Origin of the sequence: Bradyrhizobium sp. 26S5, from assembly GCF_036923295.1 — a bacterium.
In the GTDB taxonomy this organism is placed as follows: Bacteria; Pseudomonadota; Alphaproteobacteria; order Rhizobiales; family Xanthobacteraceae; genus Bradyrhizobium; species Bradyrhizobium septentrionale.
The window spans coordinates 3,084,915-3,104,533 of record NZ_CP145948.1; the positions used below are offsets into that span (position 1 = coordinate 3,084,915).

The 19,619-nt window shown below is 64.7% G+C and carries 17 protein-coding genes; 8 read left to right on the forward strand and 9 right to left on the reverse strand.

What is annotated here, in order from left to right; translation table 11 throughout:
• Window positions 1-37 precede the first annotated feature (37 nt).
• Entirely contained in the window at window positions 38-415 is a 378-nt protein-coding gene (locus tag V5279_RS14285; RefSeq protein ID WP_338698290.1) for a VOC family protein, read from the reverse strand.
• Window positions 416-944: 529 nt separating this feature from the next.
• Window positions 945-1,727, reverse strand: a complete 783-nt coding sequence (locus V5279_RS14290) for an SDR family oxidoreductase (protein WP_338698292.1) — start codon at window positions 1,725-1,727, stop codon at window positions 945-947.
• Between the two features lie 151 nt (window positions 1,728-1,878).
• On the opposite strand from V5279_RS14290, the gene V5279_RS14295 reads away from it, so the two are divergent.
• The 3 genes from V5279_RS14295 to V5279_RS14305 are packed head-to-tail and all read left to right on the forward strand — an operon-like array spanning window position 1,879 to window position 4,032.
• Entirely contained in the window at window positions 1,879-2,673 is a 795-nt protein-coding gene (locus V5279_RS14295) for an enoyl-CoA hydratase/isomerase (protein WP_338698294.1), read from the forward strand.
• On the forward strand, window positions 2,670-3,656 hold the full coding sequence (locus tag V5279_RS14300; RefSeq protein WP_338698296.1) for a phosphotransferase family protein: 987 nt from the start codon (window positions 2,670-2,672) through the stop codon (window positions 3,654-3,656). Before V5279_RS14295 ends, V5279_RS14300 begins: the two co-directional genes overlap by 4 nt.
• Window position 3,657: 1 nt before the next feature.
• Entirely contained in the window at window positions 3,658-4,032 is a 375-nt protein-coding gene (locus V5279_RS14305) for a DUF6285 domain-containing protein (RefSeq protein ID WP_338698298.1), read from the forward strand.
• A 130-nt stretch (window positions 4,033-4,162) separates the two neighbouring features.
• Here V5279_RS14305 and V5279_RS14310 read toward each other — a convergent pair whose 3' ends face one another.
• Complete coding sequence (locus V5279_RS14310; protein WP_338698300.1) at window positions 4,163-4,942, reverse strand: enoyl-CoA hydratase-related protein; 780 nt, start codon at window positions 4,940-4,942, stop codon at window positions 4,163-4,165.
• A gap of 220 nt (window positions 4,943-5,162) precedes the next feature.
• On the opposite strand from V5279_RS14310, the gene V5279_RS14315 reads away from it, so the two are divergent.
• Window positions 5,163-6,437 (forward strand): acyl-CoA dehydrogenase family protein, encoded by a 1,275-nt coding sequence (locus V5279_RS14315; RefSeq protein WP_029083969.1) that lies wholly within the window; start codon window positions 5,163-5,165, stop codon window positions 6,435-6,437.
• Window positions 6,438-6,462: 25 nt separating this feature from the next.
• Entirely contained in the window at window positions 6,463-6,936 is a 474-nt protein-coding gene (locus tag V5279_RS14320; RefSeq protein WP_166297766.1) for a GFA family protein, read from the forward strand.
• A gap of 190 nt (window positions 6,937-7,126) precedes the next feature.
• Here V5279_RS14320 and V5279_RS14325 read toward each other — a convergent pair whose 3' ends face one another.
• On the reverse strand, window positions 7,127-8,707 hold the full coding sequence (locus V5279_RS14325) for a fatty acid--CoA ligase (protein WP_338698304.1): 1,581 nt from the start codon (window positions 8,705-8,707) through the stop codon (window positions 7,127-7,129).
• A gap of 242 nt (window positions 8,708-8,949) precedes the next feature.
• Window positions 8,950-9,825, reverse strand: coding sequence for an SDR family oxidoreductase (locus V5279_RS14330; protein ID WP_166297765.1), 876 nt, complete (start codon window positions 9,823-9,825; stop codon window positions 8,950-8,952).
• A gap of 100 nt (window positions 9,826-9,925) precedes the next feature.
• Here V5279_RS14330 and V5279_RS14335 point away from each other — a divergent pair, with 100 nt between their 5' ends.
• From V5279_RS14335 to ppc, 3 genes are all read left to right on the forward strand, one after another.
• Window positions 9,926-10,735, forward strand: a complete 810-nt coding sequence (locus V5279_RS14335) for a crotonase/enoyl-CoA hydratase family protein (protein ID WP_338698306.1) — start codon at window positions 9,926-9,928, stop codon at window positions 10,733-10,735.
• Between the two features lie 169 nt (window positions 10,736-10,904).
• Complete coding sequence (locus V5279_RS14340) at window positions 10,905-12,452, forward strand: acyl-CoA synthetase (protein ID WP_338698308.1); 1,548 nt, start codon at window positions 10,905-10,907, stop codon at window positions 12,450-12,452.
• A 238-nt stretch (window positions 12,453-12,690) separates the two neighbouring features.
• Complete coding sequence (ppc, locus tag V5279_RS14345; protein WP_338701182.1) at window positions 12,691-15,483, forward strand: phosphoenolpyruvate carboxylase; 2,793 nt, start codon at window positions 12,691-12,693, stop codon at window positions 15,481-15,483.
• Between the two features lie 128 nt (window positions 15,484-15,611).
• On the opposite strand, the gene V5279_RS14350 is transcribed toward ppc, so the two are convergent.
• The 4 genes from V5279_RS14350 to V5279_RS14365 all read right to left on the reverse strand — a co-directional run bounded on the left by V5279_RS14350 (window position 15,612) and on the right by V5279_RS14365 (window position 19,513).
• Window positions 15,612-16,724: an SMP-30/gluconolactonase/LRE family protein gene (locus V5279_RS14350; protein ID WP_338698310.1), complete on the reverse strand. Its 1,113-nt coding sequence runs from the start codon at window positions 16,722-16,724 to the stop codon at window positions 15,612-15,614.
• A gap of 188 nt (window positions 16,725-16,912) precedes the next feature.
• Window positions 16,913-17,827, reverse strand: a complete 915-nt coding sequence (locus V5279_RS14355; RefSeq protein ID WP_028338734.1) for an SDR family oxidoreductase — start codon at window positions 17,825-17,827, stop codon at window positions 16,913-16,915.
• A 128-nt stretch (window positions 17,828-17,955) separates the two neighbouring features.
• Window positions 17,956-19,095, reverse strand: a complete 1,140-nt coding sequence (locus V5279_RS14360; protein ID WP_338698321.1) for a thiolase C-terminal domain-containing protein — start codon at window positions 19,093-19,095, stop codon at window positions 17,956-17,958.
• Window positions 19,096-19,099: 4 nt separating this feature from the next.
• On the reverse strand, window positions 19,100-19,513 hold the full coding sequence (locus tag V5279_RS14365) for a Zn-ribbon domain-containing OB-fold protein (protein WP_029083979.1): 414 nt from the start codon (window positions 19,511-19,513) through the stop codon (window positions 19,100-19,102).
• Between the last annotated feature and the right edge of the window lie 106 nt (window positions 19,514-19,619).

A 19,619-nucleotide genomic window follows, 5' to 3' on the forward strand; every position in this document is an offset into this window, starting at 1 on the left:
CGCCGTCGGTCTCAAGATCGAATTTGGCGGCAGGCGCTCAGGCTATCCGGTGCATCGCGCAGATCTTGTTGCCGTCGAGATCGCGCAGATAGGCGAGGTAGAGCTTGACGCCAGAACCTTCCCGCACGCCGGGCGGGTCCTCGCAGGGCTTGCCGCCATTGGCGACGCCGGCCGCGTGCCAGGCGTCGACCTGTTCGGGCGAATTGCAGGCAAAGCCGATCGTGCCGCCATTGGCGTGCGTCGCCGGTTCGCCGTTGATCGGCTTGGAAACCATGAAAATGCCGGCCCTGGTGAGGTACATAATGCGGTGACCGTCGACCCGGGCCGGCCGGACATCGAGCGTGGCCAGCAACGCGTCATAGAACGCCTTGGCCTTGTCCAGATCGTTGGTGCCAACCATCACGTGTGAAAACATCTGAAATATCCTCCCTGCTTGTCTTGGCGCGCCGCAATGCTGCGCGATGTCCCGCACGCCGCGTGCATGCCGGTCGAACGCTAGCAGCAGATTTGCCGCGGCGGAAGCGGCCTCACGTCGCGCGGCAGTGCTGAAGCTTCGTCATTCCCCGGTGCGCAATTGCGCACCTGAGGGCTCGCGAAGTGAGAACCCGGAATGACGGCGAGGTGAGCACGCCGCTTAGGCTCCCTCTCCCCTTGCGGGAGAGGGTGGGGAGAGGTAGCCCCGGGCTTTCCCTGCGCCCTCTGCTTGATGAGGGAGCAAGTTAACGCAAGACTCGGACGCTTCAGCGCCGCGAGGATGCGGATGTATGACCCACAAACCGTGCAACACACTCAGTGTCGTCCCGGCGAAGGCCGGGACCCATTACCCCACGCATGTGTTGCTGCGCGACGCTGGAGCCACGATCCCGCTCATAACCAAATGCAGTGGGTTCTGGGTCCTGGCTTTCGCCAGGACGACAGTTGCGGACGTGGCGGCAGCAACGTCGTCAGAACGCCGTGTACCCGCCATCGATCACAAAACAATCCGCCGTATGATAGGACGATGCCTTGCTCATGATGTAGACGGCGATGCCGCCGAAATCGCTCGGCTCGCCGAAGCGGCGCAGCGGGATGCGCGGCATCACGTTGGCGAAGAATTTGTCGTTGGCCATGATGCCCGCGGTCATGTCGCTCTTGATCCAGCCGGGCAGGATCGCGTTCGCGGTGACGCCGTGGCGGGCGAGCTCGACGCCGAGCGCGCGGCACAGCGCGTTCAGCGCGGCCTTGGTGCCGGCATAGTGCTCGTTGCGCGCGGTGCCGAACAGCGAGGCGAGGCTCGAGGTCGCCACCAGCCGGCCGAATCTGTCGCCCGCCTCGGCGCGCTCGGTCATGTGGCGCGCCGCGGCCTGGAACACATGAAACACGCCGTCGAGATTGGTCGCGAACATTTTTCGCCATTCTTCCTCGGTGCGGTCGATGAAGGAGCGGCGTCCGCCGCCGCCGATGCCGGCATTGGCGAAGCAGCCGTCGACGCGGCCGAAGGTGTCGAGCGTCGCCTTCATCGCGGTCTTGACCGAGCCGGGATCGGTGACGTCGCAGAATTGCGTTGCGACCTTGCCGGGCCCGGCCTTCATCGAAGCCGCCGCGTTGGCATTTTTCTCGGCGTTGCGGCCCCAGATCGCGACGTTGCAGCCGGCGGCGTTCAGCGCCTGCGCGATGCCAAGGCCGATGCCGCCATTGCCGCCGGTGATGACGGCGACGCGGCCGGTGAGATCGAAGATGCCACTCATTGGGGTTTCCATTTGGTTTGGCGCGCGTTAATCGTGCGCCTCGGGACGAGCTTGGCGGCAACCATGGACAAGCCCGGCACAAAAATCAAATATGGGTCGAAGCATCGACCTACCGCGGTACCAACCGCCGAAGCAACGTAAAGAGGAAACCATGCAGTTCAAACACGTCACGCTCGACTTCGACGGATCGGTCGCGATCCTCAAGCTCGACCATCAGGAAGTCATGAACGCGGTCTCGCTCGACATGCTGGGCGGGCTTGCCGAGGCAATGGATGCGATCGACGACAAGCGCGACGAGGTGCGCTGCCTGGTCATCACCGGTGCCGGCCGCGCCTTCTGCACCGGCGCCAATCTGCAGGGCCGCAACACGCAAGCGAAGCCGGGCAAGAGCAACGCCGGCGCCGCGCTGGAGACCGCATTCCATCCGTTCCTGCGCCGATTGCGTAAGCTGCACTGTCCGATCGTGACCGCGGTGAACGGTCCGGCCGCCGGCGCCGGGATGAGTTTTGCATTGATGGGCGATTTGGTGCTGTGCGCGCGCTCGTCGTATTTCCTGCAGGCGTTCCGCCGCATCGGCCTGGTGCCGGATTGCGGCTCGACCTGGCTGCTGCCGCGGCTGATCGGCAAGGCGCGCTCGGTCGAGCTGTCGCTGCTCGGTGAGCGGCTGCCGGCCGAGAAGGCGCTGGAATGGGGTCTCGTCAACCGCGTCTATGACGACGGCGCGCTGATGGAGGAAACCATGAAGCTCGCGCATGAGCTCGCCAATGGCCCGACGGTCGCGCTGTCGCTGATCCGCAAGCTTTACTGGGACAGCCCGGAGAATTCGTTCGAGGAGCAGCTCAATCTGGAATTCGAGTCGCAGCGCATCGCGGGCAGCGCCGAGGATTTCAAGGAAGGCGTCGCCGCATTCCTCGAGAAGCGTCCGGCGAAGTTCAAGGGCAAATGATCGAGACCGAGCTCACCCGCTGCGTCGCCTCCTTTCATCCCGGCGCGACCGGCATCACGGGCGCCGCAAAGCTCTCCGGCGGTGCCAGCCAGGAGACCTGGACGTTCGACATCGTCCATCCGAACGGCAATGTCGGCGCGATCCTGCGCCGCGCGCCGCCGGGCTACGGTGCGGCGCCCGGCCGCGCCGCCGGCCTCGATGCCGAGGCCACGCTGATGCAGCTCGCGCATGACGCGGGCCTGCCGTCGCCCAAGGTGATGCACGTGCTGACGCCTGAGGACGGTCTCGGCCGCGGCTTCATCATGGCGCGGGTCGAGGGCGAGACCATCGCGCGGAAAATTTTGCGCGACGAGGAATTTGCCAATGCGCGGCCGATCCTGGCGCGCCAGCTCGGCCGCGTCATCGCCGGCATCCACGGCCTGCCGCAGGCAAAACTGCCGCAGCTGCGCAGCCTGACCGCGACCAAGGAGATCGAGGATCTCGCCCGTGAGTATCACAGCTTCAACTGGCCCCGCCCGGTGTTCGAGCTCGCGCTGTGCTGGCTGCGCGATCACGATCCCGGTCCGTCGTCTGAGGTGACGCTGGTGCATGGCGATTTTCGCCACGGCAATCTGATCATCGGCCCCGACGGGGTGCGCGCGGTGCTCGACTGGGAGCTCGCGCATACCGGCGATCCCATGGAGGACCTGGGATGGATCTGCGTCAACTCGTGGCGCTTCGGTGAGATCGACAAGCCGGTCGGCGGTTTTGGCACCCGCGAAGACCTGTTCGCAGGCTATGAAGAAGCCGGCCGCGAGGCTGACCCCGATCGCGTGATGTTGTGGGAAGTGATGGGCACGCTGCGCTGGGGCGTGATGTGCTGCGGCATGATGCAGCGCTTCCGCTCCGGCCCCGATCATTCGATGGAGCGGGCGATGATTGGACGGCGGGCGTCCGAAACCGAAATTGACCTACTCAGACTGCTAGCGCCGCGAGGCAAGTAAGATGCAGGACGAACCGACACCCACCGAACTGATCAAGGCCGTCGCCGATTTCCTGCGCACCGAGATCGCGCCTGCGATCAAGGGGCACAACAGCTTCAAGCTGCGCGTCGGCATCAACGCTCTCGATCTGGTGACGCGGCAGCTTGCGCTTGCCGAGGCGGGCGATACGACCGAGGCCGCGCGGCTGAAGCAGCTCCTTGGTGCGGATGGTACGCTGATGGAGCTCAACGGCGCGCTGTCGGCGAAGATCGCAAGCGGCGAGGTCGATCTGAACACGCCGGGGCTATCGGAGCATCTCTGGCAGACCACGATGGACAAGCTCGCCGTCGATCAGCCGAACTATGCGTCCTACAAGAGGGAGTTGGGGAATAAGTAGCTTTGGGTACGTTCCCCGGACGCTGCGCAGCGCGAAGCGGTGCGCTGCTGATCCGGGGTCCATCAGCCGCAGGTCCCGGCTCTGCGGCGCAGCGTTGCACGCTGCACCGCGTCCGGGACGCGACAGTCCGTTACCGCCCCAGCCACTTCGGCGGCCGCTTCTCCGAAAACGCCTTCGGTCCCTCGATGTAATCCTGCGAGGCGGCCATCGCCTTCACCGCCGGATACTCGCGCTGCTCGGCGGTCGCCCGTTCCAGCGATACTTCGAGACCGCGCTGGATTGCCTGCTTGGAGGCGCGGATCGACATCGGCGAGTTCTTGGCGATGGTCTCGGCCCAGCGCTCGGCGGCAGAAAGCGCCTCGCCCTGCGGCACCACCTCGTTGACGAAGCCAAGCTCGAGGCCTTCCTTGGCGCTGACATGGCGCGCGGTCAGGATCATGCCCATGGCGCGCTTCAGCCCGATCTGCCGTGGCAGCCGGTGCACGCCGCCGGCGAGCGCGGCAAGGCCGACGCGCGGCTCGGGCAGGGCGAAGGTCGCATTCTCGGAGGCGATGATCAGGTCGCAGGCCAGCGCGATCTCAAACCCGCCGCCCATCGCGACGCCGTTGACGGCGGCGATGATCGGCTTGTCGCAGTCGAAGCGGCTGGTGAGGCCGGCGAAGCCGCCCTTGTCCCAGCCGCGCTTGCCGCCGGCGGCCTGCCATTTCAGGTCGTTGCCGGCGCAGAACGCCTTGTCGCCGGCGCCGGTGACGATCGCGATCCACTGCTCGGGATCGGCGGAGAAATCGTCGAACACCTTGTTGAGCTCGAAATGCGCGTCGATATGCAGCGCGTTGTAAACCTCGGGCCGCGACAGCGTCACGGTGGTGATGGGACCCTTGCGTGTCACCTTGGAGAATTTCAGATCCATGTTGGCTCCCGTCGATTTTCTGTGGCGAAGAATATGTTGGCTATCCTAACGCCTGCGCGCCGTCCCGTGCCATCCAATTACGCAACGCGACCGCGCGCGCAGGCGCCATCGGCCTGCTTGACTTGGCCTGTCGCTTCTCACCTTAATCGATCCGAACGCGTGTTTGCGATAGCGCCTAGACGCAAAATCAAAATCAACGAATTTTCCGGGAGAGACGACCTTGGATTTCAATCTGCCGGCTGACCTGACAGCCTATCTCGCCGAGCTCGACCGCTTCATCGAACGCGAGATCAAGCCACTGGAAGCGGCTGATGACAACATCCGCTTCTTCGATCATCGCCGCGAATGGGCGCGTACCGATTTCGACAAGGGCGGCCTGCCGCGCCATGAATGGGAGCTGTTGCTGCGCAAGGTCAAGAACTTGGCCGACGCCGCCGGCCATCTGCGCTTCGCGATCCCGAAGCGCTATGGCGGCAAGGACGGCTCCAATCTCTGGATGGCCGTGATCCGCGAACATTTTGCCTCGAAGGGGCTCGGCCTGCACAACGACTTGCAGAACGAACACTCCATCGTCGGCAACCTTCCGATCGTGACCATGCTCGACCGCTATGGAACCGACGAGCAGAAGGCGATGATCGACGGCTCGATCACCGGCAAGTACCGCATCACGTTCGGCCTGACCGAGCCCGAGCACGGCTCGGATGCCACGCATATGGAAACCAGGGCGGTGCAGGCGACCCGCGACAACGTCAAGGGCTGGATCATCAACGGCGAGAAGATGTGGACGACAGGCATGCATGTCGCGACCCATTGCGCGCTGTTTGCCCGTACCTCGGGCAATGACGGCGATGCGCGCGGCATCACCTGCTTCCTGGTGCCGGCGAAATCGGCGGGGGTGAAGGTCGAAGAGTATATGTGGACCTTCAACATGCCGACCGATCATCCCCGCGTCAGCTTCACCGACGTGTTCGTGCCTGAAGATGCGCAGTTCGGCGAGGTCGGTCGCGGCCTGTCGCTGGCGCAATGTTTTGTCCATGAGAACCGGATCCGTCAGGCCGCAAGCTCGCTCGGCGCTGCCGTGTATTGCATCAACGAAAGTGTGAAATATGCGCGCGAGCGAAAACCGTTCGGCAAGGCGCTGGCCGAGAACCAGGCGATCCAGTGGCCGCTGGTCGAGCTTGCGACCCAGGCCGAGATGCTGCGGCTGTTGATCCGCAAGACCGCCTGGGAGATGGATCAGCTGACTCAGGCGCAGGTCGAGCACACGCTGTCGGACCGGGTCTCGATGTGCAACTTCTGGGCAAACCGTCTGTGTTGCGAGGCCGCCGACCGCGCGATGCAGGTGCATGGCGGCATGGGCTATTCGCGCCACAAGCCGTTCGAGCACATCTATCGCCACCACCGCCGTTATCGCATCACCGAAGGCAGCGAGGAGATCCAGAAGCGCAAGGTGGCGGGCTTCCTGTTCGGCTATATGGGAGCCGGCAAGCACTGAGGGATAAACGAGGGAGCGGGTCGACATGGAAGGTGGATGCACCTGCAGAAACGTCCGCTACCGCCTGACCGGCAGGCCGCTGATCGTGCATGCCTGCCACTGCACGTGGTGCCAGCGCGAGACCGGCACCGTGCATGCGCTCAACGCGATGTACGAGGCCGAGCGGGTCGAGCACATCGCGGCCGAGCCCGAGATCGTCGACACGCCGTCGGCGAGCGGCAAGGGGCAGAAGATCGCGCGCTGCCCGATCTGCAAAGTCGCGGTGTGGAGCAATTATCCGGGCTCGGGACCGGCGGTACGCTTCGTCCGCGTCGGCACGCTGGATGATCCGAGCCAGTTCCCGCCCGATGCGCACATCTTCACGTCGTCCAGGCAGCCCTGGGTGACGTTCTCGCCCGGCGCAAAGGTGTTCGCCGAGTATTACGATCGGAAAGCGGTCTGGCCGGAGGAAGCGCAAGAACGCTGGCGCGTCTTGCGGGAGAGGATGAAGAAGGCGTGAGGGGAGCCTCTCTCTCTCTCTCTCTCTCTCTCTCTCTCTCTCTCTCCATCGTCGTCCCGGCGAGGGCCGGGACCCATAGCCACGACAGGCTATTGGTTGAACGAGATGTGGCCCCAGCGTCTCACCACCACAAACAACGGTGGTTATGGGTCCCGGCTCGCGCTTCGCTTGGCCGGGACGACAGAGGAGGCTAATTCACCTGCCGGTCCTTGCCCGTCCAATACGGATCACGCAAATTCCGCCGCAGGATCTTGCCCGACGGATCGCGCGGTAGCGCGGCGATGAAGTCGACCGATTTCGGCGTCTTGTAGCCCGCGATCCGCTCGCGGGTGAAGTTGATGATGTCGGTGGCCGTCGCACTCTTGCCCGGCTTCACCACCACCACGGCCTTCACCGCCTCGCCCCATTTGTCGTCGGGGATGCCGATCACGGCGGCTTCGGCCACGTCGGGGTGGTCGCACAGCGCGCTCTCGACCTCGGCCGGATAGATGTTCTCGCCGCCGGAGATGATCATGTCCTTGATGCGGTCGTGGATGTAGAGATAGCCGTCACTGTCCATGTAGCCGGCATCGCCGGTGCGCAGCCAGCCGTCATTGTCGATGGTGCGCGCGGTGGCCTCGGGCAGATTCCAGTAGCCGACCATGTTGGAGCCGGAACGGGTGGCGATCTCGCCGACTTCGCCCGGCGGCAGCGGCTTGCCGTCCGGATCAAGGATCGCAAGCTCGATACCGGGCAGCGCCTTGCCGGCCGAGCGCATCCGCTCGAGCCCCTCGATGTGGTCTTCCGGCGGCAGTGCCACAATGGTGCCGGTGGTCTCGGTCATGCCGTACATCTGCACGAAGCCGCATTTGAAGACCTCGATGCATTCCTTGAGCAGCGCCGCCGGGATCGGCGAGGCGCCATACAGCATGTACTTCAAACGGGAGAAGTCGACCTGCCGCGCGCGCGGCTGCCGCACCACGAACTGCATTGCGGCCGGCACCATGAACAATTTGGTGATGCCGGACTGCTCGAAGAAATCGAGCACCTTGGTCGGGTCGAATTCGCGCGCGATCACGCCACGGGCGCCGTGATAGAGCCCCATCACGCCCCAGCCGGAGCCGCCGATGTGGAAGATCGGCATTGCCACCAGCGAGACGTCGTCGGTGGTCCAGCGGTTCCATTCCGGCTTCTCGGCCTCGTTGCCGCTCTGCACGAGGTTGAGGAAGTTGGCGTGCGACAGCATCGCGCCCTTCGGCTTGCCCGTGGTGCCCGAGGTGTAGAGCTGGATCGCGATGTCCTTCGGCTCGAGCGGGACGCGCGGATCATCGCCGCTCTGCGCGTCGCGCCAGGCGCGATAATCGGGCCATTCCGGCGCGCCGCTCTCAGTCGTGATGACGGTGCGAACGCTGGGCAGCTTGTCCCTGATGTTGCGCGCTTGCGTGATGAATTCGGGGCCGACAAACAGGATCGGTGCCTTGCAGTCCTCGACGATGAAGGCGACCTCGGGGCCCGCCAGCCGCCAGTTCACCGGCGCCATCACCACGCCGGCCTTCATCGCGCCCATCAACAGCTCGAAATAGAAGTCGCTGTTCTTGCCGAGATAGGCGATGCGCTCGCCCTTCTTCACGCCCATCGCGATCAGCGCGTTGGCGACACGGTTGGTCTTGATGTCGAATTCGGCGAAGCTGGTTTGCCGTCCCTCGAACTCATAGGCCAGCGCATCGCCGAGACTGCTGGCGCGGTCGCGCACCATGTCGGCAAGGTTGGTCAGTTTCGGCGCAGCGGACATGTTTCCCCGTGACGTCTTGTTCTGGTTGCGCGGAGTGTGGCGGCATCCGGCAGCAAAGACAATACGGGGGAAGTGGCTGCGATGTTTCAACATCGTCGTCCCGGCGGAGGCCGGGACCCATTACCACAAATGCGAGTGTGGTGCGATGCTGGGGCCCCAGCGAGCTCAACGACGCGCAGCGGTGGTTATGGGTCCCTGCTTTCGCAGGGACGACAGTTGAGGTTGAGGCGCGAGCTGTCGCGTCAGCCGCGCGCCGCGCGGTCCTTCTCGTTCTGCGCCTTGATCGACTCGCGCGCCTTGGTCCAGTCGTCGTCGCTCCAGTCGCGCAGCTGGTAGAAATTGCCGCCCATCGCGAGCGCCTGGGCGCCGTCCATCGCGATGGTCTCGCCGTTGATCCAGTCGCAGCCGCCCGAGATCAGGAACACCGCGAGGTTCTGCAACTCCTCCATGGTGCCGACGCGGCCCATCGGGTTCATCGCCTTGGTGCGCGCGCCGGCCTCGTCGCCGGGCTTGATACGCTTGCTCATGCCTTCGGTCGGGATCTCGCCGGGCGCGATGGTGTTGAGGCGGATGCCGTGGCGGCCCCATTCGATCGCAAGCGACATGGTCATCGCGTGGATCGCCGACTTGCTCATCGCCGACGGCACCACATAGGGCGAGCCGTTGCGCACCCAGGTCACCGTGATCGACACCACATTGCCGCGATGGCCGCCGGCGATCCAGCGCCGGCCCACCGCGTGCGTGACGTAGAAGGTGCCGTGCATCACGATGTTGGCCACTGCGTCAAATCCTCGCGCGGAGAGCTCTTCCGAGCGCGAGATGAAATTGCCGGCGGCGTTGTTGATCAGATCGGTGAGCGGACCGCTGGTGGTCCAGATCGCCTCGATCATCTCGTCGACCGCCATGGCATTGCGGATGTCGACGCCATGGCTGACCACGCGTCCACCATGCTCGGCCATCAGCTCGGTGGCGGTTTCGTCGCAGACGCTCTTGCGGCGGCCGCAAATGTGCACCTCGGCCCCGAGTTGCAGGAACCGCGAGGCCATGGCCTTGCCGAGGCCGGTGCCGCCGCCGGTGACCAGGATGCGCCGCCCGGTAAGAAGCTGATCAGAGAACATCGTTTCCTCCACGGGGGTTGTCAGTTAATTGGTCGATTGACTAAAAGCGGACAACGGCCTTTGTGTAAAGCGCCATCAAGGAACAGCGGAGGAGATTTCAATGGAAGATCGCGTTTCGATATCGATTTCGGACGGTATCGCCGATGTCCGCCTGGTGCGGGCCGACAAGATGAACGCGCTCGATGCCGCGATGTTCGAGGCATTGGTCGCCGCAACCGACCGGCTTTCAAAGGAAAAAGCCGTTCGGGTGGTGGTGCTATCAGGCGAGGGCCGGGCGTTTTGCGCCGGGCTCGACATGGGGCGGTTCGCTGCCATGAAGGACGGCGGTAACGGGGTGCCGGGTGGCGAGAACCGTGACCTGACGATCCGCACCCACGGCAAGGCCAATTTCGCGCAGCAGGCGGTCTGGGGCTGGCGCCAGCTTCCGGTGCCCGTGATCGCCGCGGTCCATGGCGTCGCGTTCGGCGGCGGCTTCCAGCTCGCGCTCGGCGCCGACATGCGCTTCCTTTCGATTGATGCGCGGATGTCGATCATGGAGATCAAATGGGGCCTGGTGCCCGACATGGCGGGCACGCCGATCCTCGCGAGCCTGGTGCGCGACGACATCCTGCGTGAGCTTACCTACACCGGTCGCATCTTCTCGGCGCAGGAAGCAGTGAGCTACGGCCTCGCCACTCGCATCTGCGACGACCCGCGCGCCGCGGCGCTCGAGGTCGCGCGCGAGATCGCCGGCAAGAGCCCGGATGCCATCCGCGCCGCCAAGCGGATGCTGAACAATCTGTCGGTCGATCCGGCGGCCGCGCTGCTGGCGGAATCCGTCGAGCAGCAGAAGCTGCTCGGCAGCCCGAACCAGACTGAATCCGTGCGCGCCAATCTGGAGAAGCGCGCGCCAAGGTTTGCGGATGCGTGAATCTCTTCGCCGTCATGGCCGGGCAAAAAGCGCGAAGCGCGTCTTCGCGCAGATGTCCCGGCCATCCACGTCTTCGTTGCGGCGGTGAACACGTGGATCACCGGGACAAGCCCGGTGATGACGACAACTTCCAGCGTCGCTAACCATCAACGAAGAACAAGAACAACAGATGAGCGAAACGTCCCATCCCTTCCTCGGCATTATCAGCGGCGAGCGCCGGCGCGATCACGCGGGGGTGGCCGAGCGCACTGAGCGCATTGCCAGCGGCCTGAACAAGCTCGGCGTCAAGCCGGGCGACAGCGTCTGCATGCTGATGCGCAACGACATCGCCTTCATCGAAGCCGCCTATGCGGCGATGCGGCTCGGCGCCTATGGCGTGCCGATCAACTGGCACTTCAAGCCGGAGGAGATCAACTACGTGCTGAGGGATTCCGGCACGCGCGTGCTGATCGGCCATGCCGACATGCTGCATTCGCTGCGCGGCGCGATCCCGCCTGACGTCACCGTGCTCAGCGTGCCGACGCCGCCGGAAATCCTCGCCAACTACAAGATCAATCCCGATCATCTGACGACGCCGGATTTCGCGATCGATTTCGAAGCCTGGCTCGCCCAGTTCCCGCGCTATGACGGCCCGGTGGTGCCGCAGCCGCAGAACATGATCTACACCTCGGGGACGACAGGCCACCCGAAGGGCGTGCGCCGCTTCGCGCCGACGCCCGAGCAGACCGCCAATGCGGAAGCGATGCGGGGGATGATCTACGGCCTGAAGCCGGGGGCACGCGCGATCCTGCCGGGGCCGTTGTATCATTCCGCGCCGAATTCCTTCGGGCTGCGCTCGGGCAAGCTCGGCGGCGCGCTGGTGCTGATGCCGCGCTTCGACGCGGAGCAATTTTTGGCGCTGATCGAGCGCGAGCGGATCGACACCATCTTCATGGTGCCGACGATGTTCATCCGCCTGATGAAGCTGCCGGAGGAGGTGCGCAGCAAGTACGACATGTCGTCGCTGCGCCACATCATCCACGCCGCGGCGCCGTGCCCTGCCGACGTCAAGCGCGCCATGATCGACTGGTGGGGACCGGTGATCTACGAATTCTACGGTTCGACCGAGTCGGGCGCGGTGACGTTTGCAACCTCGGAGGACGCGCTGAAGAAGCCGGGCACGGTCGGAAAGATTTCGCCCGGCGCCGAGCTGCGCTTCATCGGCGACGATGGCCAGGAGGTGGCGCAGGGGCAGATCGGCGAGATCTATTCGCGGATCAAGGGCAATCCCGATTTCACCTATCACAACAAGTCCGAGAAGCGGGCCGAGATCGACCGCGAGGGATTCATCACCTCGGGCGATGTCGGCTATATCGACGCCGACGGCTATGTCTTCATCTGCGACCGCAAGCGCGACATGGTGATCTCAGGCGGCGTCAACATCTACCCGGCGGAGATCGAGGCGGTGCTGCACGCGGTCCCCGGCGTGCATGATTGCGCGGTGTTCGGCATTCCCGATGCCGAGTTCGGCGAGGCGCTGATGGCGGTGGTCGAGCCGCAGCCGGGCGTCACGCTGGACATCGCAGGGGTCCGCGCCCAGCTGAAGTCCGCGCTGGCCGACTACAAGGTGCCCAAGCACATCGAGATCCAGACCAACCTGCCGCGGGAGGATTCCGGAAAAATCTTCAAGCGCCGGCTGCGCGATCCATATTGGGAGCGGGCGGGGCGGAGGATTTAGGAGCACAAACTCGCTGTCGTCCCGGCGAAGGCCGGGACCTATAACCACGGATGCCTCTGCTTGCACGAGCCGTGGCCCCATCGGATGCCAACCTCGGGCATCGGTGGTTATGGGTCCCTGCTTGGACGACGGGCAGTGGTGCACCGCCCCCAAGTTCATCTTGCGCTGCGGCAAAAAATGCGCACATTTGGAGCGAGCCCGGCAGCCTCTGGAGTAGCCAGCCATGTCTCCCCAGATCTTGCCTCCCCAGACCATGCCTTCCGAGACCGATCTCCAGGCCAGGCGCGCGGCAGAAGTGCAGGCGCAGGAGGAGGATGCACGGCTCCGGAACGACATCCGCCTGCTCGGCCGCGTCCTCGGCGACACCGTGCGCGACCAGGAGGGGGCCGACGTGTTCGACCTGGTCGAACACATCCGCCAGACCTCGGTCCGGTTCCATCGCGACGAGGACAAGCTGGCGCGGCGGGAGCTGGAGGGCATCCTAGACGGCATGTCGATCGCCGAGACGCTCCAGATCGTCCGCGCCTTCAGCTATTTCTCCCACCTCGCCAACATCGCCGAGGACCAGAACAACATCCGCCAGATGCGCAGCCGCGGCCCGAGCGGGGCGCCGCGGCCGAGCACGCTGGAGCAGACGCTGGTCCATGCCCGTCAGGCCGGCATCAGCCCGGCCGACCTGCGCGATTTCTTCAGGAGCGCGCTGGTCAGCCCGGTGCTGACGGCGCATCCGACCGAGGTCCGCCGCAAGAGCACGATGGACCGCGAGATGGAGATCGCTGACCTGCTCGACCGCCGCGAGCGGCTGCAGATGACCCCGGAGGAGAGCGAGGCCAGCGACGAGCAGCTCCGCCGCGCGGTCGTGACGCTGTGGCAGACCAATCTCTTGCGCCGGACCAAGCTGACCGTGCTCGACGAGGTCGCCAACGGCCTGTCGTTCTACGACTACACCTTCCTGCAGGAGGTCCCGCGCGTGCATTGCGCGCTGGAGGACCGGCTCAACAAGGAGGGTGGCGAAGCGGGCGAGCTCGCCTCGTTCCTCAGGATGGGAAGCTGGATCGGCGGCGATCGCGACGGCAATCCGTTCGTCACCGCCGAGGTGATGCGCGGCACGCTGCGGCTGCAGTCGAGCCGGGTGCTCAGCTTCTATCTCGAGGAGCTGCACGCGCTCGGTGCCGAGCTGTCGCTGGCGGCGTTTCTCGCCGACGTGTCGGACGAACTGCGGACCCTTGCCGAGCGCTCGCCCGATACCTCACCGCATCGAAGCGGCGAGCCTTATCGGCTGGCCGTCTCGGGCATCTACGCGCGGCTCGCGGCGACCGCCAGGAGGCTCGAGGTCGAGACCACGCGGCCGCCGGTCGGCAAGGCCGAGCCCTATGCCAGCGTCAAGGAATTCCAGGCCGATCTCGACGTGCTCAATCGCTCGCTGATCGCGAACAATTCCGGCGTGATCGCGCGCGGCCGGCTGCGGCTGTTGCGGCGCGCGGTGGATTGCTTCGGCTTCCATCTGGCGCGGCTCGACATCCGCCAGAACTCGGCGGTGCATGAGCGCACCATCGCCGAGCTGCTCGATACCGCGAATTCCGGCATGTCCTATCTGGCGCTCGGCGAGGACGCCCGCGTCAGCCTGCTGCTCGGCGAGTTGCGCAGCGCGCGGCCGCTCGTCTCGCCCTTCGTCAAATATTCCGAAGAGACCCAAAGCGAGCTCGCCGTATTCCGTGCCGCGGCGGAGGCACATGCCAAATTCGGCCCCGAGGTGATCCCCCAGTGCATCATCTCGATGTGCAAGGGCATGTCCGACATGCTCGAGGTCGCGGTGCTTCTGAAGGAGGTGGGGCTGGTCAATCCGTCCGGCCGCAGCGCGATCAACGTCGTGCCGCTGTTCGAGACCATCGAGGATCTACAGGCCTCGAGCGGGATCATGGACCGCATGCTGGTGCTGCACGACTATCGCAAACTGGTCGACAGTCTCGGCAGCGTGCAGGAGGTGATGCTCGGCTATTCCGACAGCAACAAGGATGGCGGCTTCGTCACCTCGGGCTGGGAGCTCTACAAGGCCGAGATCGGACTCGTCGAGGTGTTCGAGCGCCACGGCGTGCGGCTGCGCCTGTTCCACGGCCGCGGCGGCTCGGTCGGCCGCGGCGGCGGCCCGAGCTATGATGCGATCATCGCGCAGCCCGGCGGCGCGGTGAACGGCCAGATCCGCATCACCGAACAGGGCGAGATCATCTCCTCGAAATATTCCAATGCCGAGGTCGGCCGCAGCAATCTGGAAATTCTCGCCGCGGCGACGCTGGAGACCAGCCTGCTGCAGCCGCGGCAGAGCGCGCCGCGTACCGAATATCTCAAGGCGATGGAGCAGCTCTCCGCGCTCGCCTTCAAGGCTTATCGTGGCCTCGTCTATGAAACCGAAGGCTTTGCCGACTATTTCTGGGGCTCCACCGTCATCAGCGAGATCGCGACCTTGAACATCGGCAGCCGTCCGGCCTCGCGCAAGAAGACCCGCGAGATCGAGGACCTGCGTGCCATCCCCTGGGTGTTCTCCTGGGCGCAATGCCGGCTGATGCTGCCGGGTTGGTACGGTTTTGGCGCGGCGGTGGAGACCTGGATCGCGGAGCATCCGGAGCAGGGCATGCCGTTCCTGCAGGAACTCTACCGGGAATGGCCGTTCTTCCGCACGCTGCTGTCCAACATGGACATGGTGCTGGCGAAGAGTTCGATCGCGATCGCCTCGCGTTATGCCGAGCTGGTGCCCGACGTCGCGTTGCGCGAGAAGATCTTCGGCCAGATCCGCCGCGAGTGGCATCTGTCGATCGAGACGCTGCTCGACATCATGGGCCACGACCGGCTGCTGCAAGGCAACCCGCTGCTGGACCGCGGCATCCGCAACCGTTTCCCCTATCTCGATCCGCTCAATCACGTGCAGGTCGAGCTCTTGAAGGAGCATCGCGCGCAGAACCCGGACGAGCAGGTGTTGCGCGGGATTCAGATCACGATCAACGGGATTTCGGCGGGGTTGAGGAATAGCGGGTGATCTCCCTCCCCCTGAAAGGGGGAGGGCAGGGTGGGGGTCTCTCTCCACGAGCGCGTTTGCGGAGAGAGACCCCCACCCGGCGCCTCACGGCGCCGACCTCCCCCTTGCAGGGGGAGGTTAAACAAGCGTCAGCAGTTATGCGCGCCTCTGGTCTCGACATAGACCGCATAGAGCGATTGGCTCGCCGTCATGAACAGGCGGTTGCGCTTCCTGCCGCCGAAGGTGAGGTTGGCGCAGGTCTCCGGCAGCAGGATCTGGCCGATGCGCTGGCCGTCGGGCGCGAACACCTGCACGCCGTCATAGCCGGGTCCGACCCAGCCGGCGCCGACCCAGATGTTGCCGTCGATGTCGACGCGCATGCCGTCCGGGAAGCCCGACTTGCCGTCCAGCGTCATGTCGATCAGCGTGCGCGGGTTGGAGAGCTTGTCGCCGTTGAGGTCGTACTGCCAGACAATGTTCTTGGCGTTCGGATAATGCGTGATGCCGGTGTCGCAGACATAGACCTTCTTGTAGTCGTGGCTGAAGGCGATGCCGTTCGGCTTGAACGGTTCGTCGGCGACCTTGGTGACCTGGCCGGTCGATGTGTCCAGGCGATAGACCGCTTCCTTCTGGTAGGGCTGTTTCGATCCGGTGTTGGCCAGTTGGCCTTCATAGATCGAGATCGCGCCATAGCCGGGATCGGTGAACCAGATCGACTTGTCGTTTGGATGCACGACCATGTCGTTCGGCCCGTTGAGCTGCTTGCCATTGGCCTGCTCCGCCAATGACGTGACGGTTCCATCGTGCTCGTAGCGCACGAGGCGCGTTCGCTCGGCCGTGATCTGCCGGCCCTCGAAATCGAAGGTCGAGCCATTGGCCTCGTTCGACGGCTTGTGGAACTGCTCGGAGATGTGGCCGTCGTCGTCGAGATAGCGCAACTGCCGGTTGGCCGGGATGTCGCTCCACACCAGATACTGGCCCTGTGCGTTCCAGGCCGGGCCTTCCGCCCACAGACAGCCGGTGTAGAGCCGCTTGATCGCGGTGTTGCCAACCTTGGCCTTGAAGCGCTTGTCGTCGATCACGACGATATCCGGGTCGGGATAACGCTGCGGCTCCGCGTTGCGGCCGAAGTCGCGCGCGGCAGCATCGGATGCAACCATCGCAGTTGCAGCAAGCGCGGTTGCGCCGCGCAAAATGGTTCGACGGTCGAACGCCTTCGCGCCGTCGCCCTCGTGTTTCTGAATGTTGCTTGGATTTGCCACGAAAGTCCTCCCAGGTTTTTTGTTATCGGGAGGGCGATCATGCACCCGCAATTCTGGCACAATGCGGGCACGCGATGATGAAACAACCAAAGAGTGTGTCGCCCCGGCCTCGTGCGCGATTGCGCGCAGAGTTCACCGAGGCGACCTTTTCATAAAACTGTCAGATCGGATCCCAAGATCAGATCAGTTCAGATCGGATCCCAGGTGAAGACGTCGGCCGAACGGTCGAGCTTGGCGAACGATCCCTTCAGCGCGGGCATGCCGTGTTCGGCAATGGTCTCGGGCGTCCAGCCTTCGCCGCGATGAACCGAGCGCACCGGACGATGCTGGCCGAACAGGAAGATCTCGTTCATGCGCACGCCGAAGATCTGCCCGGTGACGTCCTTGGCAGCGTCCGACAGTAGATAGGCGCAGACCGGCGCGATCTTCTCCGGGCCCATTTGCTTGATCTTCTCGACCCGCGCCTTCTCGGCATCGGTCTCGGTCGGGATGGTGCCGATCATGCGGGTCCAGGCGAACGGCGAGACGCAGTTCGAGCGCACGTTGAAGCGGCCCATGTCGAGCGCGATCGACTTCGACAGGCCGACGATGCCGAGCTTGGCGGCGGCGTAGTTGGCCTGGCCGTAATTGCCGATCAGGCCGGAGGTTGAGGTGAAGTGCACGAACGAGCCCGACTCCTGCTCGCGGTAGATCCGCGCCGCGGCGTGGCTGACATAGAACGAGCCCATCAGATGCACCTTGATGACGGCCTCGAAGGCTTCCACGCTCATCTTGTGGAAGATCATGTCGCGCAGGATGCCGGCATTGTTGACGACGCCGTCGAGCCGGCCGAAGTGGTCGGTCGCGGTCTTCACGATCTTGCTGGCGGGAATCGCTTCCGCCACCGACTCGAAATTGGCAACAGCCGTTCCGCCGCGCTTCTTGATCTCCTCGACCACTTCCTCGGCAGGCGCGGCGCTCGAGCCGCCACCGTCGGCGGCGCCGCCGGGATCGTTGACCACGACCTTGGCGCCCTCAGCCGCGCAGAGCAGCGCGATCTCGCGGCCGATGCCGCGGCCCGCGCCGGTGACGATGATGACTTTATCCTGCAGTGATTTTGCCATGTGGGTTCTCCTTGTTGCTGTCCGTTATTCCGGGATGGTGCGAAACACCAGACCTCAGATGCGCAATTGCGCATCGGGGAATCTCGAGATTCCGGGTTCGCGCTTTGCGCGCCCCGGAATGACGGGCGTTACTTCTCGTTCGTAAAGATGATCGTGCCTGACGCCGCGAACATGCCGCCGACGCCGTGGCAGACCGAGATCTTCGCGTTCGGCACCTGCGCCGGCGCGATGCCGCGCATCTGCCGCACGCTCTCCTGCAGCGCGTACATGCCGTACATGCCGGAGTGCATGTAGCTCAGCCCGCCGCCATTGGTGTTGAGCGGCAGCTTGCCGCCGGGTCGGGTGTTGCCGTCGGCGATGAACTTGCCGGTTTCCTCATGGGGCATGAAGCCGAGGTCGCCGAGGCCGTAGAGCGGCAGATGCGCGAAGGCGTCGTAGATCATCAGATGGTCGACGTCCTTGTGCGCGATGCCGGCCTCCTTGAAGGCGAGCGGACCCGCCACCTTGAAGGCGCGCGATGAGTCAAACGTCTTCATCTGGCTGACCATCGGCGTTTCCACGCTCTCGCCGGTGCCGAGGATATAGACCGGCTTCTGCGGGAAATCCTTGGCGCGGTCGGCCGAGGTGAGGATCAAGGCGCCGCCGCCGTCGGTGACGAGGCAGCATTGCAGCAGCCGGAACGGATAGGCGATCATCCGTGAGTTCAGCACGTCGGCAACCGTGATCGGGTCCTTCATGGTCGCCCGCGGATTCTTCGCCGCCCATTCGCGCTGCACGACCGCGACCATCGCAAGCTGCTCATGGGTGATGCCGTGCGTTTTCATGAAGCGCAGCACGGGAATCGGAAACATGCTCGGTGGTCCATAGACGCCGAACGGTGACTCGAACTGGCCGTTGAGGCTGTCGGCTGCAGTGAAGCGCGGCTGCTTGCCGATCATCGACTTGCCGCTCTCGGCATGGGTGATCAGCACGATCTTGCAGAGGCCGGCCTCGATCGCCGCCGCGGCGTGGCGGACATGCAGCATGAAGGAGCAGCCGCCGACCGAGGTGCCGTCGACCCAGGTCGGCGTGATGCCGAGATAGTGGGCCATCTGCTGCGGGGTCTCGACCGCGGTGGCGAAGCCGTCGATGTCGGACAGCTTTAGGCCAGCATCCGCGATCGCGTTCAGTGCGGCATCCGCGTGCAGCTGGATCTGCGACATGTTCGGGATGACGCCGAGTTCGGTGGTCTCTGCCGCACCGACGACGGCAACCTGGTTTCTGCGCATCGCGTTACCCCTTCGCCGGACGGAACAAGGGAAGGGTGATCTTGTCGTCGAGTGCCTCGAAGGCGACCTCGAGCGGCATGTCGAGCTCGAGCGCTTCCGGCGTCTGCGGACAATCGATGATGTTGCTCATCAGGCGCGGGCCCTCGTCGAGCTCGACGATAGCGATCGCATAAGGCGGCGTGAAGCCGGGCGCCGCAGGACGATGATTGATGACATAGCTGTAGAGCTTGCCCTTGCCGCTGGCCTTGAAGACCGAGACCTTGCGCGAGGCGCAGGAGGGGCAGAACGGCCGCGGCGGAAAATAGACATTGGCGCAGGCGTCGCAGCGCTGCAGGCGCAGCTCGCCGGCCTTGGTCCCATCCCAGAAATGCTGGGTCTCAGGCGTCGGTTTTGGTTTTGCGCGCGCGGGCTCGGCCATGTCTGATGTTTCCTCCCGAAATCGTTACAGACTTGATGCGCCATTGGACCGAGCCCCGTCAACGGTCCATCCGTGCCCCGCGCAGCGGCCTGTGTTTCGCGCATGC